The 23,024-nt window shown below is 63.4% G+C and carries 33 protein-coding genes; 15 read left to right on the forward strand and 18 right to left on the reverse strand.

Annotated features, from left to right (window positions below; all coding sequences use genetic code 11):
* Positions 1-67 precede the first annotated feature (67 nt).
* Positions 68-580 carry a hypothetical protein gene (locus tag ACKN61_RS23980; protein ID WP_408951476.1) on the reverse strand — a complete coding sequence of 171 codons (513 nt, stop codon included), beginning with the start codon at positions 578-580 and terminating at the stop codon, positions 68-70.
* Positions 581-833: 253 nt separating this feature from the next.
* Between ACKN61_RS23980 and ACKN61_RS23985 the strand changes: the two genes are divergently transcribed.
* The 7 genes from ACKN61_RS23985 to ACKN61_RS24015 all read left to right on the forward strand — a co-directional run bounded on the left by ACKN61_RS23985 (position 834) and on the right by ACKN61_RS24015 (position 4,443).
* On the forward strand, positions 834-1,223 hold the full coding sequence (locus tag ACKN61_RS23985) for a DUF6900 domain-containing protein (protein WP_408951475.1): 390 nt from the start codon (positions 834-836) through the stop codon (positions 1,221-1,223).
* 175 nt (positions 1,224-1,398) lie between these two features.
* Complete coding sequence (locus ACKN61_RS23990; protein WP_408951474.1) at positions 1,399-1,794, forward strand: DUF6900 domain-containing protein; 396 nt, start codon at positions 1,399-1,401, stop codon at positions 1,792-1,794.
* 174 nt (positions 1,795-1,968) lie between these two features.
* A complete protein-coding gene (locus ACKN61_RS23995) occupies positions 1,969-2,367 on the forward strand; it encodes a hypothetical protein (protein ID WP_408951473.1) in 399 nt (132 codons plus the stop codon).
* A 174-nt stretch (positions 2,368-2,541) separates the two neighbouring features.
* A complete protein-coding gene (locus tag ACKN61_RS24000) occupies positions 2,542-2,772 on the forward strand; it encodes a hypothetical protein (RefSeq protein ID WP_057916360.1) in 231 nt (76 codons plus the stop codon).
* 71 nt (positions 2,773-2,843) lie between these two features.
* Positions 2,844-3,500 (forward strand): DUF3489 domain-containing protein, encoded by a 657-nt coding sequence (locus ACKN61_RS24005; RefSeq protein WP_408951472.1) that lies wholly within the window; start codon positions 2,844-2,846, stop codon positions 3,498-3,500.
* A gap of 168 nt (positions 3,501-3,668) precedes the next feature.
* Positions 3,669-3,950 carry a hypothetical protein gene (locus ACKN61_RS24010; RefSeq protein WP_408951571.1) on the forward strand — a complete coding sequence of 94 codons (282 nt, stop codon included), beginning with the start codon at positions 3,669-3,671 and terminating at the stop codon, positions 3,948-3,950.
* A 172-nt stretch (positions 3,951-4,122) separates the two neighbouring features.
* On the forward strand, positions 4,123-4,443 hold the full coding sequence (locus ACKN61_RS24015; RefSeq protein WP_408951470.1) for a hypothetical protein: 321 nt from the start codon (positions 4,123-4,125) through the stop codon (positions 4,441-4,443).
* 36 nt (positions 4,444-4,479) lie between these two features.
* Here ACKN61_RS24015 and ACKN61_RS24020 read toward each other — a convergent pair whose 3' ends face one another.
* From ACKN61_RS24020 to ACKN61_RS24095, 16 genes are all read right to left on the reverse strand, one after another.
* On the reverse strand, positions 4,480-5,517 hold the full coding sequence (locus tag ACKN61_RS24020) for a DNA cytosine methyltransferase (RefSeq protein WP_408951572.1): 1,038 nt from the start codon (positions 5,515-5,517) through the stop codon (positions 4,480-4,482).
* Positions 5,514-6,770, reverse strand: coding sequence for a site-specific DNA-methyltransferase (locus tag ACKN61_RS24025; protein WP_408951573.1), 1,257 nt, complete (start codon positions 6,768-6,770; stop codon positions 5,514-5,516). Before ACKN61_RS24025 ends, ACKN61_RS24020 begins: the two co-directional genes overlap by 4 nt.
* Positions 6,771-7,662: 892 nt before the next feature.
* Positions 7,663-8,097, reverse strand: a complete 435-nt coding sequence (locus ACKN61_RS24030; RefSeq protein ID WP_408951574.1) for a DUF6362 family protein — start codon at positions 8,095-8,097, stop codon at positions 7,663-7,665.
* Positions 8,090-8,299 carry a hypothetical protein gene (locus ACKN61_RS24035; protein WP_408951575.1) on the reverse strand — a complete coding sequence of 70 codons (210 nt, stop codon included), beginning with the start codon at positions 8,297-8,299 and terminating at the stop codon, positions 8,090-8,092. The genes ACKN61_RS24030 and ACKN61_RS24035 overlap by 8 nt, the downstream gene beginning before the upstream one ends.
* Positions 8,296-8,898: a crossover junction endodeoxyribonuclease RuvC gene (locus ACKN61_RS24040; RefSeq protein ID WP_408951576.1), complete on the reverse strand. Its 603-nt coding sequence runs from the start codon at positions 8,896-8,898 to the stop codon at positions 8,296-8,298. The genes ACKN61_RS24035 and ACKN61_RS24040 overlap by 4 nt, the downstream gene beginning before the upstream one ends.
* A 127-nt stretch (positions 8,899-9,025) precedes the next feature.
* Entirely contained in the window at positions 9,026-11,320 is a 2,295-nt protein-coding gene (locus ACKN61_RS24045) for a phage/plasmid primase, P4 family (protein ID WP_408951577.1), read from the reverse strand.
* On the reverse strand, positions 11,317-12,159 hold the full coding sequence (locus ACKN61_RS24050; protein WP_408951578.1) for a ParB/RepB/Spo0J family partition protein: 843 nt from the start codon (positions 12,157-12,159) through the stop codon (positions 11,317-11,319). The genes ACKN61_RS24045 and ACKN61_RS24050 overlap by 4 nt, the downstream gene beginning before the upstream one ends.
* Positions 12,156-13,052, reverse strand: coding sequence for a hypothetical protein (locus ACKN61_RS24055; RefSeq protein ID WP_408951579.1), 897 nt, complete (start codon positions 13,050-13,052; stop codon positions 12,156-12,158). Before ACKN61_RS24055 ends, ACKN61_RS24050 begins: the two co-directional genes overlap by 4 nt.
* Positions 13,036-13,812, reverse strand: a complete 777-nt coding sequence (locus tag ACKN61_RS24060) for a PD-(D/E)XK nuclease family protein (protein ID WP_408951580.1) — start codon at positions 13,810-13,812, stop codon at positions 13,036-13,038. Before ACKN61_RS24060 ends, ACKN61_RS24055 begins: the two co-directional genes overlap by 17 nt.
* A gap of 3 nt (positions 13,813-13,815) precedes the next feature.
* Positions 13,816-14,244, reverse strand: coding sequence for a DUF6511 domain-containing protein (locus ACKN61_RS24065; protein ID WP_408951581.1), 429 nt, complete (start codon positions 14,242-14,244; stop codon positions 13,816-13,818).
* Positions 14,241-14,438 (reverse strand): hypothetical protein, encoded by a 198-nt coding sequence (locus ACKN61_RS24070; protein ID WP_408951582.1) that lies wholly within the window; start codon positions 14,436-14,438, stop codon positions 14,241-14,243. The genes ACKN61_RS24065 and ACKN61_RS24070 overlap by 4 nt, the downstream gene beginning before the upstream one ends.
* 13 nt (positions 14,439-14,451) lie before the next feature.
* Entirely contained in the window at positions 14,452-15,075 is a 624-nt protein-coding gene (locus ACKN61_RS24075; RefSeq protein WP_408951583.1) for a hypothetical protein, read from the reverse strand.
* Positions 15,072-15,920, reverse strand: a complete 849-nt coding sequence (locus tag ACKN61_RS24080) for an ATP-binding protein (RefSeq protein ID WP_408951584.1) — start codon at positions 15,918-15,920, stop codon at positions 15,072-15,074. Before ACKN61_RS24080 ends, ACKN61_RS24075 begins: the two co-directional genes overlap by 4 nt.
* Positions 15,917-16,129 (reverse strand): hypothetical protein, encoded by a 213-nt coding sequence (locus ACKN61_RS24085; RefSeq protein ID WP_408951585.1) that lies wholly within the window; start codon positions 16,127-16,129, stop codon positions 15,917-15,919. Before ACKN61_RS24085 ends, ACKN61_RS24080 begins: the two co-directional genes overlap by 4 nt.
* Positions 16,129-16,599, reverse strand: a complete 471-nt coding sequence (locus tag ACKN61_RS24090; protein WP_408951586.1) for a hypothetical protein — start codon at positions 16,597-16,599, stop codon at positions 16,129-16,131. The genes ACKN61_RS24085 and ACKN61_RS24090 overlap by 1 nt, the downstream gene beginning before the upstream one ends.
* Positions 16,596-16,802, reverse strand: coding sequence for a helix-turn-helix domain-containing protein (locus ACKN61_RS24095; protein WP_408951587.1), 207 nt, complete (start codon positions 16,800-16,802; stop codon positions 16,596-16,598). The genes ACKN61_RS24090 and ACKN61_RS24095 overlap by 4 nt, the downstream gene beginning before the upstream one ends.
* Before the next feature lie 547 nt (positions 16,803-17,349).
* On the opposite strand from ACKN61_RS24095, the gene ACKN61_RS24100 reads away from it, so the two are divergent.
* The gene (locus tag ACKN61_RS24100; protein WP_408951588.1) at positions 17,350-18,282 is read left to right on the forward strand and encodes a hypothetical protein; all 933 of its coding nucleotides are present in this window, start codon (positions 17,350-17,352) and stop codon (positions 18,280-18,282) included.
* A gap of 51 nt (positions 18,283-18,333) precedes the next feature.
* Positions 18,334-18,813, forward strand: a complete 480-nt coding sequence (locus ACKN61_RS24105; protein ID WP_408951589.1) for a helix-turn-helix domain-containing protein — start codon at positions 18,334-18,336, stop codon at positions 18,811-18,813.
* 48 nt (positions 18,814-18,861) lie between these two features.
* Here ACKN61_RS24105 and ACKN61_RS24110 read toward each other — a convergent pair whose 3' ends face one another.
* Positions 18,862-19,407: a YfbU family protein gene (locus ACKN61_RS24110; protein WP_408951590.1), complete on the reverse strand. Its 546-nt coding sequence runs from the start codon at positions 19,405-19,407 to the stop codon at positions 18,862-18,864.
* 220 nt (positions 19,408-19,627) lie between these two features.
* Here ACKN61_RS24110 and ACKN61_RS24115 point away from each other — a divergent pair, with 220 nt between their 5' ends.
* From ACKN61_RS24115 to ACKN61_RS24140, 6 genes are all read left to right on the forward strand, one after another.
* Positions 19,628-19,936 (forward strand): hypothetical protein, encoded by a 309-nt coding sequence (locus ACKN61_RS24115; RefSeq protein ID WP_408951591.1) that lies wholly within the window; start codon positions 19,628-19,630, stop codon positions 19,934-19,936.
* Positions 19,937-20,057: 121 nt separating this feature from the next.
* Positions 20,058-20,276 carry a helix-turn-helix transcriptional regulator gene (locus tag ACKN61_RS24120; RefSeq protein ID WP_408951592.1) on the forward strand — a complete coding sequence of 73 codons (219 nt, stop codon included), beginning with the start codon at positions 20,058-20,060 and terminating at the stop codon, positions 20,274-20,276.
* A 202-nt stretch (positions 20,277-20,478) separates the two neighbouring features.
* Positions 20,479-20,958: a DUF2924 domain-containing protein gene (locus ACKN61_RS24125; RefSeq protein ID WP_408951593.1), complete on the forward strand. Its 480-nt coding sequence runs from the start codon at positions 20,479-20,481 to the stop codon at positions 20,956-20,958.
* Positions 20,955-22,298 carry a recombinase family protein gene (locus tag ACKN61_RS24130; RefSeq protein ID WP_408951594.1) on the forward strand — a complete coding sequence of 448 codons (1,344 nt, stop codon included), beginning with the start codon at positions 20,955-20,957 and terminating at the stop codon, positions 22,296-22,298. The genes ACKN61_RS24125 and ACKN61_RS24130 overlap by 4 nt, the downstream gene beginning before the upstream one ends.
* Positions 22,295-22,732 (forward strand): LacI family transcriptional regulator, encoded by a 438-nt coding sequence (locus ACKN61_RS24135; protein WP_408951595.1) that lies wholly within the window; start codon positions 22,295-22,297, stop codon positions 22,730-22,732. Before ACKN61_RS24130 ends, ACKN61_RS24135 begins: the two co-directional genes overlap by 4 nt.
* A gap of 38 nt (positions 22,733-22,770) precedes the next feature.
* Entirely contained in the window at positions 22,771-22,941 is a 171-nt protein-coding gene (locus ACKN61_RS24140) for a hypothetical protein (protein WP_408951596.1), read from the forward strand.
* Positions 22,942-23,024 lie beyond the last annotated feature (83 nt).

Consider the following 23,024-nt stretch of genomic DNA (forward strand, 5'->3'; position numbering starts at 1 on the left):
AATAGTATGTCGGCGCCTTTCCGACTTCAGACAGGTCTCCGACAGCTTCGCATAAGCCCATCTGCGTCTACTCTTGCAACTGGCCTAGCGCTTGCTCCAGCCCGCTGAGCGCGAGGCTGATTCCGTGTTGGTACTCGGCGTCGCGGGACCGCCATACGTGCAACCGCTCGACCACCGTGAGCGCGTGTTCGACCCATTGACGCGGGGTCATAGCCGGTCGGCACTGGAGGTACTCATCGATCTGGCGGGCCACATCCGACAGGGCACTGGCGACGGCCGCGTTGCGTCGTTTGGGTCGACGTTTGATTGGGTTGAACCCGCTTCGCACCCGTCGCTCCCAATTACGAAGTTCATCGTCGGCGGCGGCCACGCGCGAACAAAGCTCGACAGGTTCAACACGCCGCGCACGGTCGAGACGGGCCCAGGGTTCTAGGAACCCTGCTAAGGCAGCGCACGCCTCAACTCTGCAAACGCCGTGCATCCACACCGGCTCCAAGTCCGTCGGCGCTTGTTCGACCAACCATCGTATGCGGCCGGGCAGCGCGCCCAGCGTAAAGACCGCTCGCTCTACGTCTTCCATTCCCTTCTCTTTGCGTTCACCGCCAAGCGCGGCGACGACATGAACGCTTCCTTTCGCTCACAAGCCAAGCGGAATCCGCACGAAGAACGAGCGTTGTCCCAACTCATTTAAGCCTTGGACAACTGGGCGGCGGAAGCTGTACGGCCGTTGTCCAGGGCCTGCGAAAAGTCGGGATATGACGAGTAGTCCGCTTGGCTTCCCACCCAGCGGAAGCGTTCATGCGTCGACCCTACGCACAGCCACGGAGGCTGCCATGAACCGCAAGACGCTCACCACCATTGCGCAACAACACCTGCACGTATCAACGCTGGATATGCGGGGCAACGACGGCCTCGACTTCCACAACGTGTGTGCCAGCAGCCTCGACGGCGCGCTAACCGCCGCTTACCTCGCGGGCTACGCCGCCGCGATGCGCGCGGCTGGCGGCAGCGCAGCGGACGTCCTGCCGACCGAGCGGCATACGATGCTTGGCAGCGTATGGCTCGGCGAAGGCGAAGCAGAAGACTGGTCCATCGACCCGCGCGCCGAGACGGTCGTTACCGCGCCGATCCCGGAGGTCGCCCTAACCGCGTACCGGTGGCAGGAGGCAAGGGCCTGCGATTTACTGATTCCTACCGCGATCCGACAGCGCCGAATCGCCTGAACTTCGCAACGCCCGACAACGCCCCGTAGGGGGCGTTTTCTGTTGCCGAGCAACGTAGCTGTCCGACACCTGTCTGCTTTGAAGAACGAGCGTTCTTTGTTGCTAGAACCGCTTGGCTTCATGGTGGAAGGAAGCGTTCATGTCCCCACACCAACGCAAGGCCACGGAGGCCGACATGAACATCGAACTTTTTACCACCATCGCGCAGCAGCACCTCGATGTGGACACCTTGGAAGAACAAGGTAGCGATTCGCTGGATTTCCCCAGCGTCGGAGTTTGGGGAATTAAGGCAGCGCTGACCGCCGCCTACTTGGCCGGCTACGCCGCCTGCGCGCGCGCCGCCAACGGCAGCGGCACCCCTGACGATGAGCTGCCGACTGAGCAGCACACGATGGTGGGCAACACATGGCTCGGTGAGGGCGGGACGAGCGAATTTCCGAGCACCCCCGGCGCCAGAACCATCTTCACCGCGCCCATCCCCGAGAAAGCCCTGCTTGGGAATCGCTGGGAAGCGGACCGCGCACGCACGGAGCTGATCCCGACGGCCATCTTGCAGCGCCGAATCCTCTAATCCGCGTCGCGCGCGAAGCGCCCTCCGGGGCGCTTTTTTTGTGCGCGCTTGGTGAAGTTGTCCGGCAGCTGTACGCGGTGGAGAACGCTCGTTCTTAGTCGCTCTATTCACTTGGCTTCGGCGCGGAAGGAAGCGTTCATGTCCCCCACACCAACGACAGCCACGGAGACCAGCATGAACACGAACAACACCTTCCGATTTCGCAACGCCCTCGTCGCCTTGAAAGAGTGCCGCACATCGCTGGAAGCCCTGAACGCCGGAGGCGACGCCGCGCTGCTCGCCGCTGAGCTTGAGGCCGCCGCCGAGCTGGTGGCGAACAGCGTCGCGATCGTCGAGATGCTCGCCGAAACCGGCGGCCACGCGGTGTACTTGACAGATGTTGCCCGCGATGTTCCGGAGATTCTCAACCTTCTCAACGCGAGCGCGTCGACGTCGGAGCCCAATCTGGAGGAAATGCTCAGCGGCATAGATGAGCACCTGCAAACCAGCCCCCGCGATGCCGAGTACCGCATTGGCCTACGGCTGGCACGCCGGGGGCTTCAGCACGCGAAGACAGCTATCAGCGGCGAATGATCTACCGAAGCACTCCGAGCGCCCTACGGGGCGCCTTTCTGTTCCCGCGTTTCGAAGGTGTCTAACAGCTGTACGCGATGAAGAACGCTCGTTCTTCTCCGCTGTATTCGCTTGGCTTCGTGGTGGAAGGAAGCGTTCATGTCCCCACACCAACGACGGCCACGGAGGCCACACATGAGAGACGAAACGCAAATCCTGAAGGACTATCTCGCCGGCCTGAACACAGGAAACCGCTCGGCGCTGGCACAACTCGCGGTGCTCCAAGACTGGAGCGATATCGCGCAACGCGAAATCGAGCGCCGCGCCACTTTCTTCCTGCAGAAGCTTCCCGACGAAGTGATCCAGGCCATCGCCAGCCGCGACATCGATGTGCGCAGCGTCATTGGCGAAGTCCTGATCAGCTGAACACCCCGCGCGCCCCGCAGCAGTGGGGCGCGCTTACCCGAATACACCCATCACCTACCAAGGAAACTGCAATGACTAAGCTTACCGACAGCCAGCGCGCCCTGATCCTTCTCGCGACCGAGACCGCTGGCCGCATCGAGAACTATCCGAAGAACCTCGGCGGCGGTGCGCGCACGGCAGTGGTGCGCGGCCTGCTGCGCGAGCATCTGATTGCCGCTGACGGCTCCGGCTACGCGCTCACGGCCGCCGGCTACGAGGCAGTTGGTCACCAGCCCCCGGAAGTCGCCGACACGGTTGAGGCCGGCTTTAACGACGTTGCCGGGAGCGACACGGTGAACAACGACGATGCCGCCGATGGCGGTGCCACCGCGAACACCGACGCCAATGCGGCGGTCGAGGCTGACCTTACCCCGGACGAAGGAAATGATGCCGGCGGCTCCGACAGCACCGAGGCCAGCACGCCCAACCCGCCCGCTAAGCGCACCCAGAGCAAGCTGGACCAAGTGGTCGGCCTGCTGTTGCGCCCCCAGGGGGCGACCATCGCACAGGTGATGGAGGCCACCGAATGGCAGCAGCACTCGGTGCGCGGATTCTTTGCCGGCACCCTGAAGAAGAAGGGCTACGAACTGATCAGCGACAAGGAAGGTAGGGCAGACCGCGTGTACCGCATCAAGACCGAGGCGATGGCGGCAGCGGCGGAAGTCGCCGCCGCCGACGAAGAAGAATGAGGAACGCGCGCGGCCGGGAAACACGCCCGGCCGCATTGCGGGATGGAGAACGCTCGTTCTTGTCCGACACATTAACGCGCCCGCCGCTGCGACGCAGATTGGATCGGAAACCGCTTGGCTTCTCCGCCGAAGGAAGCGTTCATGCGTCACCAACACGGAGACCGCACCATGAGCCATAACGACACGAACGGCCCCGATTCGCTGCTTGCCGCGTTACCGCATCTGCTGCTGGCGTTGATTGAGGACGAACTCAGCAACAACGATTCTGCGAGCGACGACGAACTGCGACACTACTTCGTCGCCTGCGGCTTGACCATCGAGCAAGCGGAACGGGCAGTTCAGTATCGCCCGGCTTACGCGACCGACATCTACTGGGGTGGCGCGACGCCCATTCGCACGGGCGTCGGACTTCGATACAACCCCGAGACCGGCTGGCTTGAGCCGGCCTGATCTACTGATCCCGACGCGGCGCGCAGATCTTGCGCGCCGTTGTCGTTCTGAGAACGGCCGTTCTTGTCCGACGCCTTAACGCGTTCGATTTATCCGCGCGAAGACGCGAGGTCTGACTTGGCTTCCCGCGCGAAGGAAGCGTTCATGACGCACCCCAACCACGGAGCGCATCATGACCGCCACCATTTGCCGACCCTATGCCGCCACCGTTCGATTCTCGCGCAAGCCTGCCAACCTGCGCAGCATCTTGCGCGAGCACAGCGGGTACCATATTGAAGAAGAGCGCGTGAGCGTCAACGCGATTAAGACGATGACCGCCGCCGAGTACGATGCCTATGTTTGCGATATGAGCCGGGCGCAGGACTGGATCGCCAGCTTCAAAGGGTTAGGCGACCGATGCGTCGTGATACGCGCGCCCGCCCGCCTGACCCTCTACATCCGGCCCGATGGCTACGACTACGCACGCTACGTCGGCCTCGCTGACGCGGACTGAGACTGGACGGCGCTGGCGTCGCGGGCGGGCGCGACGTCAGCCGCGCAGGGCGCGGAGGATTTCGGCGGCAACCTGCGGGACAATCGCATTGCCGGCGGCGCGCAGCTTAGGAATTCTTGCGGATATCCCATCAGCCAGAAGACGAATTCCGGATTCAGGTACCCGGCGACCGGCGAGGGTTTGACTTGTCTGCCAAGCATCCCATTCTCCGGTGCGCTGCCAATGCTCGATGCGTCTTTGTGATCCCGCGTTGTCGGCGTCGCCCAGACCGCCTGCGCCGTCAGCGGTCGGGTCGACCCACTGCCGAACTGCTGATTCGGCCCGCCCTTCTCGCCGTCGCTCGCGCGCGGCGTGCTCCAGACCGCCTTCACCACTCCCGGCAGGCCATTGCGTCGCTCGGCCGCAAAGTCGCCGCGCTTCTCCGGATCGTTCGCCGTCGCGGTCGGCCACACTCTCTTCGCCAGATTCGGCAGGTCGATCGTTCGCTTCTGGCCATTCGGCATCGTGCCGGTCAGCGATGTTCCCGCCGGCACGGTACGCCCGCCGCTCGGCAGCAGCGGCGTCGGCCAAACTCCGTCCGACGATCCAGACGCGGTCGCGTCGGTGCGGGGCGTTGACGGCGCAAGCTGGAACAACAATCGCCCGGCTGGCGTAGCCTTCGGCTTCCAGATCAGCAAGAACTCCATCGAGTCCCAGCGGGATGAGGCCAGCAACGTTTTCGCCCAGGAATAGAGCGGGTCGCGCCGATGCAATAAGGCGGCGCAGTTCCGGCCAGAGGTGGCGGTCGTCCGTCTGCGCGCGCTGGCGGCCTGCAACGCTGAACGGCTGGCAGGGGAAGCCGCCGGTCCAGATCGACTCGTCGTCCGGCCAGCCCGCGAGCCGACAGGCGTAGGCGAACCCGCCAATGCCAGCGAAGAAATGGCACTGGCCGTAGCCGCGCAGGTCGTCTGCGCAAACAGATCGGATGTCTCGGTCATCAACGTCGCCGGGGGGAATCAGGTCGGCTGCGATCAGATTTCGTAGCCACGCGCAAAGGTAGGGGTCCACTTCGTTGTAGTACGCCGGCCGGCTCACGCGAGCTCGGCCTTCGCTCCGGCCTCAGCATCGCGGGCCGCGTCCTCGAACGCGACGCCATCCGATTGCCTGATGGCTGCCTGGCCCGTGTGGTCTTGCCAGCGCCGGACGATCACGTCCGCGTACTTCGGGTCCAGTTCGATCAGGCGCGCGCGACGGCCGGTCTTCTCGCAGGCGATCATCGTCGTCCCCGACCCACCGAACGGATCGAGGATCAGATCGCGGGTCTTGCTGCTGTTGCGGATCGCCCGTTCAACCAGCGCCACCGGCTTCATGGTCGGATGCAGGTCGTTCTTGCTGGTGCGGTCGATGAACCAGACGTCGCCCTGGTCGCGCGCGCCGCACCAGAACCGGTCATTGCCGTCGCGCCAGCCGTAGAGGATGGGCTCGTACTGCCGCTGGTAGTCGGCGTGGCCCATCGTGAACTTGTTCTTGGCCCAGATGATGAAAGTGGACCAGCGCCCACCGGCCGCGCGGAACGCATCTTGCAAGCGATCCAACTCGGACGAGGACATGGCCATGTAGACCGCGCCCTTGGTCGCCGACAGGATCTGCTGGCAGGCCGCCAGCAGGAAGGCGCCGAAGTCGGAACCGAGGTTGTCGTTGAGGATTGGCCGATGCTTACCGCGCAGCTTGTCCTTCGGGTTGTTGGCGTAGTCGACGTTATAGGGCGGATCGGTGAACGTCATATCCACCAGCTCGTCGCCGAGCAGGGCGGCGTAGTCGTCGCCGCTGGTGGCATCGCCGCACAGCACCTTGTGGCCGCCACAGATCCAGACATCCCCGGTACGCGAAACCGGATGTTCGGTCGGCTCGGGCACCGCGTCGTCGTCGGTCAGCCCGGCCTGGTCATCGATCAGCAGCTCGTCCAGCTCGTCGTCGGTGAAGCCCAACAAGTCCAGATCGAACTCCGCGTCGCGAAGCTCGGCCAGTTCCAGCTTCAGCAGTTCTTCGTCCCAGCCGGCGTTCTCGGCCAGGCGGTTGTCGGCGATGACGTAGGCGCGCTTCTGCGCCGGGGTCAGGTGGGCCAGTTCAATCACCGGCACCTGAGCGAGCTTCAGCTGGCGCGCGGCGAGTAGCCGGCCATGGCCGGCGATGATGCCGCTATCGCCATCGACTAGGATCGGATTCGTCCAACCGAACTCCACGATGCTGGCGGCGATCTGCGCGACCTGCGCGTCGGAGTGCGTTCTTGCGTTCCGCGCAAACGGAATGAGCGCCTCGATCGGGCGCTGTTCGATCTGAAGGCTCAAGTGGGTGCTCTTCGTCCAGCGCCTCGCTATAGCGAGGCGGACAACTAGTGAGTAAAAGAGATAGTCAGGAGACTTCCCGAGGCTCGCGCCATGACTGAATTACCTGAGATCGTGCGCCGGCGGCTGCCGATTAACGGACTAATCGTCTCCGTCACAGTAGAGACGCTGCCGTCAGGGTCTGCCATCGTCCGAACGATCGAGATCGCGGGTTGGCCAGACCTAGGGCCGAATCCAATCCCTGGTGATTTCCCAGATCAGAACTCGGCCTTCTTGGCGGGATTCGATTTCGCTCATCACGAAACGGCTTAAAAGAAGGGCGGCCCACCGGGACTCGAATCGAGATGGGTCGCCCTGCGTCCAGACTGCCCGAAGGCCGCTGGGGAGTGCGATGGCCTGGTCGCAAAATCACTATACGCTCGATCTGTTAACCGCCGAGCAAGGGCAACTGAACAGCGTAAATAGTTCACAGAGGCGGGCAGGAATGGCCGACCTGACTCCGGAAGCGTCGAAAGTCGGGACGCGACGTATCGGCTGGCGACTTCCTGAGCGGTGCGAACTCGCGCCCCCAAACTGGGTGCAAACCGAACTCGCGCCTCTGTCGCTAGTGGGGTTTCGCGGCTATGCCCCCCGCTCGGCGAATCGACAGGGTAGGACCCGCGATTTCAGGCCGAATGGCGCGACGTGGGGGCCGACGTGCGCCGCCGCCAAGGAGGTCGGGGCCGTGTAGCGCGGTGTCGGCGAGCCGCACGTGCGGCCTGTATGGCCGCGGTGTTGCGTCGGGCTTCGTGCTCGACGCAACGTGATCAGCATGCCGGTCAGACTAGGGTAAAAACCCGATTCTTGGGACATGCGGATTTGTTCCCCGAGCTGCGTTTATCTCTGTTTAGCTCTGTCAGTCTGCAAGCCCATGCCTCAACGCCCGCTCTTCGCGCTCAACCTCAGCGAATCGCGGCAGAGATTCGTTGAGGTTGACGGTCACCAGCGCCAGCGAATGCAGCCAGTGGCGCCAGGCCGTCTTGCGGATCAACCCCGTCCTCGCGCAGATCTCCCTCCAAGGAACCTGCTGGGCGCGCAACCACACCAATCGTCGCTGATCCTGGTCCAGCCAGCGCATCCATCGCACGGTCTCGCCGAAGCGGTCGATCGCGGCAGGCGATGCGGCGAAGCGCAGGACGATACGCTCGTCGGCGTACCCTTCCCACGACTGCCGCTGGATGTCGGGCCAGTACGAGGCGTAGCCTTGCACCCGTGCCGCCGGCAACTGGCGTGCGGTGATCGCCGCCTCTTGGAATCGATCGGCAACACGCTGTACCGTCCACTCAGCCATGGGCTTTCTCTCGCTTGCCGTACAAGCGTTCGGCAATCTGGCTCAGCAACTGGCGCTCGACCCAATCCAGACGCGTGTCCTCGGCCGACACAACTAGCAGCCCCTGATCGCGCCATCCCTGTCGCTTGAGCCGGTCCAGGTCCAGCGTCGTCGGCACGAAGCGCCCCAAAGGCGAGCGATAGCGGAAGTCGGGCGGGATCATCGCGGTGCCTCCTGGGCGATGGCCCAATGCATCAGCGCGATCGCATCGGCTTCATTGTCGTCTTCGGGCTGATGACCCCAGCGCTTCGCCGTCTCAATCATTGCCGCCTTGTCGGCGTTGCCCTTGCCGGTCGCGAACTTCTTGATCGTCCCGACCGGCACGCCCTGGTACGGGACGGCGTGGCGCTCGCACCACGCGGTGAGCTGCGCCAGGAAGCCGCCGTAAGCGTGCGCAGCATCGACGCCGCGGTGACGGCGGACCTCTTCGAAATGGACGGTGGCCAGCGGGCCAGCGAAACGCCAAAGGTCATCGAGCCAACGCACGAATCGCAGGTAGCGCATACCGCCGCCTTCGAAGCGGCCCGGCTTGAACGACTCGGTGCCGCTCATGACTTGGCCCGACAGCCGCAGCGCCCAGCCCAAGGTCGTGCCCAGATCGAGGGCGACGATGGTCGGGCTGCCCGTATCGAGCGGCGGACTGAAATTCGTTGCGGGAGGGCCTGCCGACTCGTCGGGGATCGTCGTGTTGGCATCCGCGCCGAAGGCGTTCGGTTGACCGATGCGGGCGACCGCATGCGAGGTGCGTGCTTCGTAAGTCATTGTTTCGTCTCTAGGTCAGTTCGGTTTGTGACCGAATGAGGCCGTAGAATCGTAAGTCTATACGCGTGCGTGCGCGCACACGCGTATAGGGAGTTACGATTCTTCGGCACCATTCGGTCACACGGGGTTAGTTGTCGGCGTAGGGAAGCCGTGCGGATTGCTGCCGCGGCTTGAGCGAGAGCCCTGCCAGTCCCTTCGCGCCGCCGGGCAGTCGCAAGCGAGCGAAGCCTCTGGCGAGCAACTGCTGAACCAGCCACCGGGACGTTCCGATGTACTCGCCGCGTTGCTCGCCACGCTCTCGCCAACGAAGGAACGCCTCCTCGATCGTTACGCGCGCATCGGGGTGCACGAAGAAATCCTCGGTGACGAATTCACCGACGCGGTCTTCTTCCTCGAAATATTCGTCGGTCGCATCGATCACGCACTGAGGCGGGCGCAATCCGATGTGCTGCCAGTCCAGGCAGCCCTGCACGGCCCAGGTCATGATCCCGTCGCGCTCGGCCAGCAACTTCTCGGTCAATCGGCCGTCACGACGCTCGGGCGGAATGGTCACGGTGAAGGGCACCATGTGCAGCCGCCGCTTCATCGCCTCGTCCACGTTGCGGATCGCCGGCTTGTGGTTGCCGGCGATGACCAGCTTGAACTGCGGGATGTACTCGAAGAAATCCTGTCGCATGAAGCGCGCGCTGATCTTGTCGCCGCCGGTGATGGCCTTGAGCTTGGCCTCGTTCCAGCGCCGGCCCTGTTCGGTTTCGCTAGCCGCGACGAAGCGCGCGCCACGCAGCCCGGCCAAGTCGGTCGGGTGCCGATCACCACGGGCTTCCATGAACGTCTCCATGGGCGCGTTGGTCGCGTAGTCACCCAGGATCGTCGCCAGTGTGTTCACGAACACGGACTTGCCGTTCGCGCCCGTGCCGTACAGGAAAAACAGCGCGTGCTCCCGCGTGACGCCGGTCAGGCAGTAGCCCACGACGCGCTGCAGGTACGCCGCCAGTTCGGCATCGTTGCCCGTGACGTCGCCCAGAAAGCGGCGCCATGTCGGGCAATCGCCCATCGGGCTGGCGGTGGTCAGCTTGGTCATGTGCTCGCCGCGCGCGTGCCGGCGCAGTGCACCGCTGCGTAGATCCACGATGCCTTGCGGCGTGTTCAATGCCCACAGATCGCGGTCCCAGTCTTCTGCCGCCGACGCATGGCGCGGGTCGCTGCGGGTCAGTCGTTCGACCCCGCCCACGGTCGAGGACGACGCCAGTTTCGCCCGTTGCGAGGGGATGACCGCGAATCCGGAGGCGGCGCGGCACACGCCACGCACCAGGTGCTGCAACACCAGCGTTCGGTCCGGGTTCCAGCGCGTGCCCGTCCAACTGAGCCACTGGCCCCAAGCGGCGCAGTAACGCCAGTCGTCGGCGTAGTGGCGGGTGAAGGCCAAGCCCAGACCGTCGTCGCTGGCCCAATCGAGCCCGCCGAAATCGATCGACGGCGGCACGTCGTCCGTGCCGGGGGTCAGGAACGTGCGCTCGCCCGCACGCAGGAAGCCGTCGATGTCGAAGCCTTCCTCCGCGGCGTCCGCGGCGTCCCAGCCTTGCGGCTTGTCTTCCGGCAGATGCAGCAGCGCACAGGAATCCGCACCAGCCTTGAATGCGGCCTGCGATGCCTGCATTGCGAACTCCCAGCCGGGCTTATCCTTGTCCGGCCAGATCAGCACGTGCTTGCCGCACAGCGGCGACCAATCGGTCTTGTCGATCGGAGCGTTCGCTCCGTTCATCGACGTTGTGGCGCAGGTGCCACGCGCAATCAACGCGTCGGCCGACTTCTCACCCTCGACCAGGACAACCTCATTCGACGCCGCGACGCCGGGTTGGTTGTAGAGCGGGCGTGGCACCGGCGCCTGGTGCTTGCGCCGTTTCGGGTCCCACGGCCGATATTGTTTGCCCTCAGGCGGGTCGTAGCGATAGACGCATGCGATCAGATCGCCATTCGCGCTCAGGTAATCCCATCGCGCGGTGTGCGGACCGAGATCGTCCACCGCCGGCTCGGACTGGCGTTTCTTGGATGGTGAGCCCCTCGTTGGCGCCGGCACATGGCCCGCCAGCTCGGACGCACGTTCGAGCACCGCGGCGAAGTCGTGCCGAGCATCCAGCCCGGCCTGGGCCGCGATCAGGTCGAAGAGGTCGCCGCCCTCGCCGGTCGCGTGATCGATCCACAGGCCGGCCTTCTCGCCACTCACCGAAACTTCCAAGCTGTCGCCGGCCGCGCCATGAACGTCGCCGAGGTGGAACTTGCCGCTGCGCATACGGCCTTCGGGATACAGCGACCTCAGCACGCCATCCAGACGCAGCATCAGCTGCGACCGGATCTCGTCGCGCGCGGGGCGGTCGGGCTGCCGGGTCTCCCCCAGCGGCACGGCATCATTGAAATCCATCATGCGGCTTGCGACCTCCGCAGCAGCTCCTGGTGAAGCTTGGCGACGGCTTCGATGCCCCGACGCGCGTGAGCGAGCCGCTGAAGCAAGATCGGCTCGTTCCAGTCGAACTCGCTCAGGAACCGGGACGCGAAGGCCTCGGCATCGTCGGCGCCAAGCAGCTGATTAGTAATTTGGTCGAGTCGGTTCAACGTATCGCGCACGAAGACGGTGCCCGGCAGGGTCTCGATCAACTCAGGACGTGGCGTCTTGGTTCGACTTGCGCTGCGGTTCAACGACGCCGTCAGCTCGCGCTGCCGAAGCTTTCGGTCGTCAATAGCCACAAGCCGTGCTTGGGTCCTCGGATTCAACTCAGCGATCTTGGCAGCCTCGTGCAGGGAGATAGCACCGGCGTCGACTTGGGCGACGAGTGGCTCAGCGCCGTGCTCTTTCACTCGCGCGGCTTTTGCAACGCTGCGATCAGAAACCGCTAACATCCGCGCTGCGTGGGTTCGCGTCACCAAGCCATTCTGCAAATTTGCAGAATGGCCATCACCGCCTACGCTCCGGTTAGCCAGTCGCGCGGCCACCATGGCTCGCTGGGACTCGTTCAAATGCCGTCGCGCCACGTTCTCGCTGATCACGAAGCCGAGCGGATCGCTACCGGTGAATTCGATGTAGCGGGGCTCGATCTGACACTCCATGCAAGCGCGATACCGATGCCTCCCGTCCAGGATCTGGTCGTCCAGCAGCACGATCGGATGCAGTAACCCGTTGCTTTTAACGTCAGCCACCAGTTGCTGAAACTGATCTTTGTTCATATCGGGCAGGGCTTGGCACAACGGATGAAATGCGTAGCTCACGGCAACACCTCCGGAAATGCTTCGTCGGACGAAGGAAACAGCGCCCGCCAGCCGCGCACGCGCTTGTGTGCGCGCTCGGCGTTCCAAGCCTTGATGCAGGCGTGCAGTTGGGCGCCGTCGTCGGATTTACGCCGTTCCACGCGATCAAGCAGCAGCCGCTCGCGCAGATGGAACACCGCGCCCATCCGATCCAGTCGATCGCCCACAAACAAGCCTTCCATGAATTGGTCGGCTGCGGCCACGTCATGACGCGCGAACGCCCAATGTAGGAACATGGCCTTCGATTGACTGATCGGAACCATTCGGTGCGGCAGCTTGGCCACGAACTGACTGCTGGCACGGACCTGAGGCTGGCTTGCCCAGCAGTCCAGCAGTTCGTGATTGGGATAGCGCGTAGAACTATGCGGCAGCAGACCGCACCGGTAGTTGATGATCATCGGCAATGCCGCTGCGGCGATCCTAGCCTCGAACACGCCGATGCCTTCGATGATCAGCACGTCAGTGCTGGTGCGGCGACGGCCGGTATCGATCGTATCGAACGCCGCATCCGCCACGCCGGTGACGATGAGCATCGGCTGAGCGATGCCTGCAGCGGCGATGGCAGCAATGCGGTGCTGCCCATCCAGCAGGCGGCCGGAGCGACCGAATTTTACGGTCTCGCCGTTCTGCTGCCAGTGACCGCTCTTCAGGTCGTTAGCGTATTGGGCGACCGCTTTCTTGCGAATCGGTCGGTTGCTGGCGTTGCGACGAAGCCAATGTCCGGCGATCTCCGGGGTGACCGACACCGGAACTGCGTGGTAGTCCCGGATCTCCGGCAACATCAGTGCGGCCTGCTGCAGGTCGTCGGCACTGGCCTTTGCGTCGAGTCCAAAAAGTTCAGTGAGAGTGCTCATTCACGTTCTCAATCAGTGGGAGGTTGGGGGAAGGCAGCGACCAGCAGCGGTCTTGCCATGGGCAATCGCGACAGGTCTGGTGGGTGGGCGTGGTGGAAATGCGGGGCAACAGTTCGGCGGCATCGCAGGCGCGCAGGATCTGGACGGCGCGGTCGGACGATCGCTGCGCCAGCCCGCGATCGAACACCACCCTTTCGGCGTAGATTTCCATGTTGTCGGCGCAGATCGCGGTGAACAGCGCAGGGCGTTCGTGCAGCCCGAGGTAGGCCTGATATAGAGCGACCTGAGCGGCATAGACGGGTCTACTGGCGGCTAGCTTCTTCTTTTGCAGCTCGCGGTACGTCTTGATCCCGACGCATTTGCACTCCCAGAGCATCGGGTAGCTGAAGCTGTCGGGTCCGGCGACTACCACGCCATCGGCATGCCCGCGCACGCGGCCTTCAGCCGCGGCGAATCCGAACTGCTCCCCTTTCTCGTTGCGTGTGCGCAACTCGAAGCCGGCCAGGCCCAGCCATTCGGCCATCCAGTCCTCAACTCGGTGGCCACGTGCGAACACGCGCAGCAATCGGCCGGGAAAATGACGGCCAATGTCTTTCGGGGCATTGAAGTACTGGAACTGCAGGCGGCGGGCGCAGTCTTCGCCGAGGCTCGACGCACCGAGGTAGGCGCGCGGCGGCAACAACGCCGCCTCGCGCTCCATGGCCGTGTCGATCAGCGCGCTGACCTGATCGGACAAATCGTGGGTGTTGAAATCAAGCATGGCTCAAAACGGAATGGAGTCGTTCTCGAACCCATCGAGCGGAGGCGCGACTTTGTAGGCGCCCGCTTGCGTCTGCGTCCGAATCGATGCCTCGTAGGCTTGCGTGATGGACTCGATGACCTCGGTGGCTTGCGCCTGGTTGTAGTGGCCGAGCGGGGTGTCGAAGCCGATCCGACCGGCAACGGACGCTAGCGCTTTGAGACATGCGTGCTGCGCTTCTTGGGTGAATGGGTGGGTCACAGGCAAAAGCTCCTCTATCGACGCCGGATCGTTCCGGCGCCGGGTGTCGTAGAGTTGGTGGAAGGCGTTCTGGCAAACCATCGAACAGAACGCCCATCGGTACGGCGTGCGCCGCGGATCACCGATCCGGCGGCGCAGGTCCAGATGGCCGAAGCCGCGGGCGGGCTTTCCGCAGGCCCAGCAGCACGTCATCGGCCATGGCGGGACTTATCGACCACGCGATCGCGGTAGGCGATCAGGGCTTTGGCATGCTCGTGGTGTTGCTGAGCCAATTGCAGTTGCTGCTGGATCTGCACCTCCAGGTCTGCGCCGGTGAGCTTGCGCAGGTCGGTGTAGATGCCATCGCGGTTCGGGTATCGGTCTTGGGGAAACGTATTTCGCTTCATCCGCTACCCCGCCTTACTGCGCCCACGCCGGGCGACCGGCGACGGGGCTGGCCGAGGACGCGGCTTGGGCCGCGTGCGCGACGTGCGCCGGCACCGCAGCCGCGTGTGCGCCGCGCGCAGCCGGCGGCGTGGCCGTCGTGCCCATCAGTTCTTTGTACTGCGGGTGGTCAGGCATCACCGGCATCTTGATCACCGCCTTGTCTTCGCCGAGGCCGTCCTTGTCCCAATCGACCTTGCCGAGGAACACCAGGCCGTCGAGATCGCCGAAGCTTTCGATGCAGCGCGCGGCCTGCGCTGCGGCGCCCATGTCGTCGGGATGGACACCAAATGCGGAGTTCAGCGCGCCCTTGATGAAGCTGCGCCCCATCTGGCCCCAGGTCGAAGTGCCTTTGGCGCTCGACAGACCAATCAGCGACCACAGCTTGCGTCGTGCGTACTTGCCCTCCAGCACGACGAACTCGCCATTGAGATACACCGAGCCGGTATCGCCACGCGTGGCCCAGCCGTGCATCCAACCCTGGTTCACGTCGTTGTAGCCACCGGGTTTGATCGTCATGCGCACCTTGACCAGGCTGCCTTTCGGAATCAGAGCGAACGAGGGATCGTCTGCGTCGTTGAAGTTGTTCCAAGTCGTCATCGGGGAATGCCTGCAAAATCAGGGGGGGAGGTTTCGTTGGTTGCGGCGGCCTCGGGTGCGCCGAGCTTGCGCATGAGCTTGCCCAGATCAGGGGGCTCGACCATGTCGAGACGGCCGGATCGGTCCTTTGCGGGGTAGCCCCACGGATTGCCGGTCTGGCAGACAAAGGCGCGATACGGCGGCCCGTCACCGGGTGCGATCTCGACCAGGGAGATCACCTCGTCCACGATGCCGGGCAGCTCCAAACCGGTCTTGGAGCCATCGATCTGCAACTCGTAGAACTTGCGGTTGAACTCGTCGATACGCTCATCGAGGATGCCGACGAACCAAACGTGGCGACCGCGGGTGTGCTGGATGTGGGTCAGCCACGCGACCATCTCCTGACCGAGCAACCCGTAGGCGCCGCGCATGTCGGGCTTGCCGGTGCGATCTGACGTCGCCTGGGGCTGGCCTTTGCACCATTGCAAGCACAATCGACCGGCGACCGTGATCGAGTCGATGAAGAGCGTGCGGTAGCGATCGAGCACCGCGGGATCGCCGTAACGCTGGCACGCCTGCTCGTAGTGCCACTGGCTGAAGTACTGGCCGTCGCGCAAGGCCGGGTTCGGGCCGCCGAGGAATACCGCCAAGTCGCGGCAGTCGTCCCAGGTGCGCGGGCGCAAGCTGTCGCCTGGCCAGTTCTTGACCGCCAGGTCGCCTGCCTCGATATCCACGAACAGCGTCGTCGCGGGGTCCAGGGTCCACAGTTGGAAAGTCTTGCCCAGGCCCCATCGGCCGACGAGGACACCCTTCACGCCACGAACCTCGGCCAGACGCTGGTCGGCGGTGATAATCGGGAGGGTCATCGACAGCCTCCCGCCAGCTTGCGCAATAGCTCCGCCCATTCGGCGTCGCCGGCCGCGGTCGAATTCGTCCTTAGATCGGTCCCGGAGTCCCGAGGCGTGTCGGAGGTCATAGCGGAAGGGGCGGTGGCCGGCAGCGGCGTACCGCCGATGGATTCACCGGCGACGTAGATCAGCGTCAGCCGTTCGCAACCGAAAATTGTGATTTTCATCACGATTCACCGTCCGCCAGTGACAGCCGGAAGGCGGGCTTGCCGGTCTTGAGCGTGCGAGCGGCATCGAACGACGAGCGCATCGACGCCGACCAGGCGTTGTACTTGGCCTCATTGATCCGATAAGTGACCTCGATGAACTCGGACGGATCTTCGCCAGCCGCACGGATACGATCGGCGATGCGCGCCAACTGGACTTGGTTCCACTCCACCTTCTTGGGCACCTCGACGCTGACGCGGACGACGCCATCGGTGAACGAGACCGCCCCGGTGTCTTTGCCGGCGGCGAGTCGATGCTCAGCGGCGACACGGCTGTAGCGCAGGTCCAGCGCGCGATCGATCCACTCTGCGTTGGCCTTCGCGGTCGCGACGGCGTCCGCGGCCTGCTGCTTCAGGTCGAGCAACATCTCCGGCGGGTAGTCGGCCAACTCCGACGCCGGACGCCCGATGCAGCGTTCCAGCAGGCTCATGCGCACACCGCCTGCGCGGCTGCGACGCTCGAACGCAACGAATCGGACTCGTACGACGCGATGTCCTCAAGCCGATAGCGGATGCGTCGTTCCATCTTCAAAAATCGCGGGCCGACACCTTCGCATCGCCAGCGTTGCAACGTTTCGATCTTGACGTCCCAACGAGCGGCAAGCTCTTCGGGGGAGAGATAGGTACCACTCACTGCGAAGCTCCTCATTGTCGTCGGCAGCACCGTGTGCCGAGGACGAGAGGTTCCGCGCAATCGTGATAGAGATGAAAGCCAAGCTCGATAGAACTTCGATAGAAGGTTGATAGAACTTTCGTGCGCGGTCAGCACATAACCCAACGGCGCATGAACACATTGGACTACGAACACCGTCTCACCGCACGCCATGCACGTGTGATATTGCGACCCGTTCATGTGCGCGCTAGGCTGCGAAGCAAGACAGATAACCACCACTAGAAGTGGTTGCAGGATTCCCCCATGAACAAAGGATTGTTGGACCTCATCGCGCTGTTACGACCCTGGTCGCAGCAACTCGATACGCCACGCATGCAGCGGCTGATCGGCGTACAAAGCCGAGACCTATCGCTGTGCGCAAGTGATCTGGCCTCAGTCAGAGCGCGGCGACATCGATCGATATCGCCCTAAGCGAATCGCTGCACGAAATCTGACGATACCCTGCGTCGGGTCGATATCGACCTGATCGGAGCCGTTCGTCCTTCGAAAAATCAAGGTAGTAATTTGCGTGCTCAAACCTTACCTGTCCTGGTTCGAAGACGAACCGGTCGATGCCGTCGTGCCTGCGAAGGGGGCGGAGTTCATGCCCGACCTCGCCGCGCTGGGGGCATTCCATGCGGCTAAGCGGACCCGAAGAATTCGGTGCCGCGAGTGCGGAAAGCAGATGCCGCGCCAAGTCTATGAAGCCGGCGACCACCTGTTGCGCTGCCTGGACTGCGGCGGCAATGTCGAATGGCTCGGTCCGCCGTATCTGTCGGTGCAGTTGCGGCACCAATGGCTGCCGGAAGCGTTGAACGCGCAGATGGGCGGCGGCGCCGCGATGCCCGAGGAACTGTTGAAGGATCGCCTCTGGCGACTGGTCGACGCGAAGGCTCCACGCGGCAGCGTGCCGGTCGTGCTTCTGCGCTGCGGCTGGAGCGTGGACTACGCGGCGGTCATCGCAGCGATCCGTAAGGTCTCGCCACGCCGGGTGATCGTCCTGACCACTTCGCGTGTCCACAGCGAGCAGATCGTTGGCGCGGGTCGCGCGGTCGTGCCTTTGGCAAGCGTCGCCAAACTCAACGCGAGCGGTCTGTGGCTGGATCGCGAGGAACTGACCGAGCGGTGCCTGCGCGGCAATGTCTTGACTCGCAAAGTGTTGTCGCAATCCGCCTCGTCACCGCACAGCAATGGGCTGTGGTTCGAACTCGCGCCTGATAGATCGTGGCTGCGCGTCAACGGCAGGGTCATGCGCCTGTGGGGAAAGCAGCGCGCGTTCGTGGCCTCCATCGAGAAGGCACACAAGCGAAACTTTGCGCACAAGCGATTCGCGGACGCACTCAATGATGCCGAGTACGAAGGCGATGTGCGCAGCCTGAAGCAAGTGAGCAAACGCAAGGACTTCAGTGACTTCATCGGCATCCGCGATGGCCTGGTTTGGATTCGCGACGATGTGGATTGATATCCCAAGGCCGAACGTCGTCGCCCAACCCAATGCTCCCCGGCCACCCCCATGATCAACAACCCGCAGCGCCCAAAACTCCCAACCCCGCAAGGACTCGACATGACCAATCAAACACAGCTCAAGAACGACATAGCCCGCATCGCGCGTAAAGAAGCCAGGGTGCTCATCGCGCCGCTACTCAAGCGCCTGGCCGTGTACCGTCACGATATCGCTGCCCTTAAGCGCGAGCGCGGGGCGCACCTGCGATCCACGAAGGCAGTCGCCAAGCGCGAGCCAGCTCCCGCGAAACTATCCTTGGAGGAAGCCACCGAGGCCTTCTCCGCGGATGCGCTGATCGCGCTGCGCACGCGGCTGGGCCTGACCGCACAGGAATTTGGACTCCTCATCGACGCCTCGCCCATGTCCATCTACCGGTGGGAATCGGGTAATGGTCGCCCGCGCGCTACGTTCCTGTTGAAGCTCGCTTCGATTCGCAATATCGGCAAGATCAAAGCGCGTAAGCTGGTGACCATTGCGCAAGAAGGCTAATGCCCCAAGAGAGACCGGAGCATCGGCCTCGGTCTCTCTTCGACTTAATCAATCGGCGACCTTGAATATATGCAGTAGCTGATCCGCCGATAGATGGTGGCTCGTCACCTCCAGCATCTCCAACCGGTACATTTCGTAGGTCGCCTCATACGTCTCCAGCATCGGTCGGCTCGCTATCAGCGGGCCACGTCCTAAGAAGCGGGCGAACATGCACATGTGCTGCAGGATGAAGCGGGCTGTCGCCAAGAACTCCCATTCCGTTTTCGCGTCGAATCCCGGCATCCTCAATGGACTTTTCCCGAGCCCAAGGGCCGCCGCCACGCGCTTCTTATCTTTGGCCGATAGCTCGTCATAGGCGCTTTCGAGGTGTTCCCACATTCCCAGGTAGGCATAAACGCGCGTCACCTGGGGTGGCGATGGCTCAAGTGCGAATAGGCCTATGTACTTATTTGGAATCGCCCACTGCTGGTTCTGTCGAATCGCTTCCATGATAAAGGCCGGATTTACCGCATCATCGTCTTCCGTTACTGCCAGCTTTTGCTGAATACTCGCCAGCATTGCCACAATCAAGCGTTGTTCGTTGCTTAAATTCACCGGATTCCCCCCTGTACGTATTACATTCCATAGTGCGAGTTCTTTGACTAAAAGCGCGACCGGGCACGCCGTGGCAGTCGGGTTGCCATTCTACGATGACACCCGTTAACGAACCGGCCAAGGCCCACCACGTCCTGGCGGCGCCGGACGAGAACGCTGGCGGAAGCCATTGGTTTACACGTCTCGGCCTATGCGACGGGCGCGGCTTAGCGTCCCCTCCATGGAACCGACTTCGATCTCGCAGACCCCGTTGCCCGCAGGCTTTCACTGGGAGGTGGAAGGCCTCGGCCGCGCCCGCCATTGCGTCGCCGTTCCGGACTTGGCACCCGAGATGTGGCTGGCAACGATTGGCCCCAGCCATTGCGGTTGTACCGCGACGATTCGACGCCACCAGGCGCGCGCCTTGCACATCGATCGTCCGTTCCGAACCGAAGCTGCCGCCGCGGGGTGGGTGGCCCGCTGGCTAGAGCGTCAGGGCTACCTGATTCGGGCCGAGCTCCAGGCGGACGTAATCACCGCAGGCAGCTGACCTGCGCCTAGCTCCGTTTAGTTCGCACTAGCTGCGTTTAGCTCTGATTAGCTGCAACGCGCGCTGGCGCTGTGCCGGCGCGTACCTAATGTGTCGCGGATGTTCCTCTTGGGAGATTCGCATGACACAGGGTGACCTGACCCCCGCCGACCCGCCGGCCTACTTCAACGAGGCGGCACTCGCCGAGCGCTGGCAACTTGCCGCCAGCACGCTGCGCAAATGGCGCTCCCGAGGCGACGGCCCCGCATACACCAAGCTGGGTGGACGTGTCCGCTATCGGGTGGTCGACGTGCTTCGCTATGAGCAGCAGGTCTCCCACGCGGCGGGCAGCAAGCCATGACTCCGGCCTCGAACCAGCGCAGCCTCAGCGCGCGGCCTACGCCCGATGACCGCCGAACACAGATCGCGGGGTTGATCGCAATTGCATTGGTACGTTGCCGTCGTGGTGAGCGGTTAAACGACCATTGGACCGGTACAGGGGTTGCTATTCGGCCCACCGGAAGCGTCCATGCACCCCCCTCTCAGCCGAGTCCAAAGGCACGATGAAAACCACCCCGCCCACCTTGCCCACCGCGGTACTGGCCCGCATCGCGGCACTGCCGAAGATGCCCCTGAAGATGCTCAACGCCGAGTGGCGCGCGCTGTTCGACCATGATCCGCCGCTGACCCATCGGCGTTTCCTTGAGCGGCGAATCGCGTACCGGCTGCAAGAACTGGAATGGAACAAGACGCACGGTCCGATGCTGGAGGAGAACCGCCAGCGAGTGGCGGCCTTCGTTGAACAGGGCACGCTGCCACCCCGCGTCCGCAACGGCAAGCTGATGCCCGGCTCCATTCTGGTTCGCCACTTCGACGGCGAAGATCATCAGGTCACGGTGACTGCGGATGGCGACTTCGATTACCGCGGCCAGCTATTCAGCAGCTTGTCGGCCATTGCCAAACGCATCACCGGAACGCAGTGGTCGGGACCGAGGTTCTTTGGGCTTCCCACCGGCAGCAAGCGCAAGGAGGGTATGCGATGAACACGACGGCCACACCGCGTCGCCTGCGCTGCGCGGTCTATACGCGCAAGTCCACCGAAGAGGGGCTGGAACGCGAGTACAACACCATCGACGCCCAGCGCGACGCCGGGCAAGCGTTTATCGCCAGTCGTAAGGGCGAGGGCTGGATCCCGGTCGGCGACGACTACGATGATCCGGGCTACTCCGCAGCCACCTTGAACCGGCCGGCGCTGCAGCGACTTCTGGATGACGTGCGCGCCGGCCGGATCGACATCATTGTGACCTACAAGATTGACCGCCTCTCGCGTAGCCTGCGGGACTTCCACGAACTATGGGATGTGCTGGCCGCGCACAACGTAGAGTTCGTTTCGGTGACTCAGCAATTCAATACGACGGACTCGATGGGTCGGTTGATGCTGAACATTCTGCTGTCTTTCGCCGAGTTCGACCGCGAGTTGGACGCTGACCGCGCGCGCGACAAGATGATCGCCAGCAAGAAGAAGGGCTTGTGGATGCACGGCGTACCGCCGCTAGGCTACGACCTGAAGGACCGGCGCTTAGCCATCAACGACACGGAGGCTGCCATCGTGCGCCATATCTTCGAACGGGTCGCCTCCGACGCGTCGACTGCGCAGTTGGTTCAGGAGTTGAAGGTGCTGGGTGCGACATCCAAATGCTGGACCACACGAAAGGATCGCCAGATCGTCGGCAAGCCTATTGACAAGTCACTCATCTATAAGATGCTGGGCAACCGAACCTATCTCGGCGAGTTGCGACACGGGGAGCAATGGTTCCCTAACGCGCACGCGCCCATCATCGACACCGCGCTGTGGGAACGAGCACAGGCAGCCATCGCCTCGCCCGAACGGACTCGGACTTTGCCGGGTCGGTCGCAGGTTCCGTTCCCATTGCGCGGGCTGGTCTTCGCGTCGGACGCCCGAGCGATGACGCCGTGGCACACGACCAAGCGCGGCCGCACGTACCGCTACTACGTCCACACGCGCGCGCTGCATGAGGGGGCGGGCGCGGTCAAGCTACCCCGCGTGTCGGCCGGCGAACTGGAGGCCGCTGTCATCGAGCAACTGCGGCACGTCCTGCGCGCTCCCGAAATGATCGCGGCGGTGATCCCGCAAGCGCTGGAACTAGACGGCACCTTGGACGAAGCGCAGGTGACGGTCGCCATGCTGCGTCTGGATGAGATCTGGCAGTACCTGCTCGCCGACGAACAGGCCCGGATGCTGCAACTGCTCATCGAGCGCGTTGTCGTCCATGATCGACGGGCGGAACTGCGGCTGCGGCCGTTGGGCTTAGCCAGCCTGACTACGGAGCTACTGGCGAGCAACGGGGAGCAGGCCGCTTGAGCCGCTCCAAGTTCACGGTGGACGTCGTCGCCGGCAGCGACGGCTCGATGACGTTCGACATTCCCTTGCGAATCGTGAAGCGCGGCTATCGCAAACTAGTCCAGATCCCGAGCCCTGAGGGCGCACAGCGCCCTTGGGATACACGCCCCACGGCCCTGCAGCGCGCGCTCGGGCGAGCCGAACGTTGGCAGCAGATGCTGCAGTCCGGGGAGGTAACGTCGATCAACGAAATCGCAGCGCGCGAGAAGGTCGACTTCAGCTACATCGCGAGGTTGTTGAATTTAACCATGCTGGCCCCACCGCTGGTGGAGGCCATCTTGGACGACACACTACCCAGCGGCACGTCCGTCAACGACTTGGCAATCAACCCGGCTTTGCTTTGGACCGAGCAGGTGGACCGGCTGGAACGCAGGCGTGGTCGGCTAACGGAGTGACCTCATCGTTTTCTTTCGGGTATGACGAAGAGCATTCCATGGAAATACGCGTCGATGAGCCTGAAGGTATTTTTCTCACCGGCAGGTACGTAGATCGTTCTGCAATTGTCGGCAATCATCTTGAAGCAGTTGCAGGTTTCCCCTTCACTCTTCTTTACGATCCTTGCCTTCCTGCCCGAGAGGTCACCTGCCTGGACTTGCACCAGTGACTCGCTGTTGCAGTTGATGCCAACGTATGCATTTTGGCGGTGCAGCCAGATGGAGTATGAACTGCATTTGCAGATTCGGGTCG

Origin of the sequence: Lysobacter sp. Hz25 (assembly GCF_046097045.1) — a bacterium.
GTDB lineage: Bacteria > Pseudomonadota > Gammaproteobacteria > Xanthomonadales > Xanthomonadaceae > Lysobacter > Lysobacter antibioticus_B.

Excerpts from the sequence above, each read along its gene's own strand:
- ACKN61_RS23995 (WP_408951473.1), top strand. The coding sequence starts at position 1,969 with ATGAACACGAACAACACCTTCCGATTTCGCAACGCCCTCGTCGCCTTG.
- ACKN61_RS24035 (WP_408951575.1), bottom strand. The coding sequence starts at position 8,299 with ATGATCCCGCCCGACTTCCGCTATCGCTCGCCTTTGGGGCGCTTCGTG.
- ACKN61_RS24130 (WP_408951594.1), top strand. The coding sequence starts at position 20,955 with ATGAACACGACGGCCACACCGCGTCGCCTGCGCTGCGCGGTCTATACG.
- ACKN61_RS24055 (WP_408951579.1), bottom strand. The coding sequence starts at position 13,052 with ATGAGCACTCTCACTGAACTTTTTGGACTCGACGCAAAGGCCAGTGCC.
- ACKN61_RS24030 (WP_408951574.1), bottom strand. The coding sequence starts at position 8,097 with ATGGCTGAGTGGACGGTACAGCGTGTTGCCGATCGATTCCAAGAGGCG.
- ACKN61_RS24115 (WP_408951591.1), top strand. The coding sequence starts at position 19,628 with ATGGAACCGACTTCGATCTCGCAGACCCCGTTGCCCGCAGGCTTTCAC.
- ACKN61_RS24140 (WP_408951596.1), top strand. The coding sequence starts at position 22,771 with ATGGAAATACGCGTCGATGAGCCTGAAGGTATTTTTCTCACCGGCAGG.
- ACKN61_RS24075 (WP_408951583.1), bottom strand. The coding sequence starts at position 15,075 with ATGACGACTTGGAACAACTTCAACGACGCAGACGATCCCTCGTTCGCT.
- ACKN61_RS24125 (WP_408951593.1), top strand. The coding sequence starts at position 20,479 with ATGAAAACCACCCCGCCCACCTTGCCCACCGCGGTACTGGCCCGCATC.
- ACKN61_RS24045 (WP_408951577.1), bottom strand. The coding sequence starts at position 11,320 with ATGATGGATTTCAATGATGCCGTGCCGCTGGGGGAGACCCGGCAGCCC.
- ACKN61_RS24010 (WP_408951571.1), top strand. The coding sequence starts at position 3,669 with ATGAGCCATAACGACACGAACGGCCCCGATTCGCTGCTTGCCGCGTTA.
- ACKN61_RS24085 (WP_408951585.1), bottom strand. The coding sequence starts at position 16,129 with ATGAAAATCACAATTTTCGGTTGCGAACGGCTGACGCTGATCTACGTC.
- ACKN61_RS24015 (WP_408951470.1), top strand. The coding sequence starts at position 4,123 with ATGACCGCCACCATTTGCCGACCCTATGCCGCCACCGTTCGATTCTCG.
- ACKN61_RS23985 (WP_408951475.1), top strand. The coding sequence starts at position 834 with ATGAACCGCAAGACGCTCACCACCATTGCGCAACAACACCTGCACGTA.
- ACKN61_RS24090 (WP_408951586.1), bottom strand. The coding sequence starts at position 16,599 with ATGAGCCTGCTGGAACGCTGCATCGGGCGTCCGGCGTCGGAGTTGGCC.
- ACKN61_RS24040 (WP_408951576.1), bottom strand. The coding sequence starts at position 8,898 with ATGACTTACGAAGCACGCACCTCGCATGCGGTCGCCCGCATCGGTCAA.
- ACKN61_RS24120 (WP_408951592.1), top strand. The coding sequence starts at position 20,058 with ATGACACAGGGTGACCTGACCCCCGCCGACCCGCCGGCCTACTTCAAC.
- ACKN61_RS23990 (WP_408951474.1), top strand. The coding sequence starts at position 1,399 with ATGAACATCGAACTTTTTACCACCATCGCGCAGCAGCACCTCGATGTG.
- ACKN61_RS24105 (WP_408951589.1), top strand. The coding sequence starts at position 18,334 with ATGATCAACAACCCGCAGCGCCCAAAACTCCCAACCCCGCAAGGACTC.
- ACKN61_RS24005 (WP_408951472.1), top strand. The coding sequence starts at position 2,844 with ATGACTAAGCTTACCGACAGCCAGCGCGCCCTGATCCTTCTCGCGACC.
- ACKN61_RS24080 (WP_408951584.1), bottom strand. The coding sequence starts at position 15,920 with ATGACCCTCCCGATTATCACCGCCGACCAGCGTCTGGCCGAGGTTCGT.
- ACKN61_RS24060 (WP_408951580.1), bottom strand. The coding sequence starts at position 13,812 with ATGCTTGATTTCAACACCCACGATTTGTCCGATCAGGTCAGCGCGCTG.
- ACKN61_RS24065 (WP_408951581.1), bottom strand. The coding sequence starts at position 14,244 with ATGACGTGCTGCTGGGCCTGCGGAAAGCCCGCCCGCGGCTTCGGCCAT.
- ACKN61_RS24070 (WP_408951582.1), bottom strand. The coding sequence starts at position 14,438 with ATGAAGCGAAATACGTTTCCCCAAGACCGATACCCGAACCGCGATGGC.
- ACKN61_RS23980 (WP_408951476.1), bottom strand. The coding sequence starts at position 580 with ATGGAAGACGTAGAGCGAGCGGTCTTTACGCTGGGCGCGCTGCCCGGC.
- ACKN61_RS24000 (WP_057916360.1), top strand. The coding sequence starts at position 2,542 with ATGAGAGACGAAACGCAAATCCTGAAGGACTATCTCGCCGGCCTGAAC.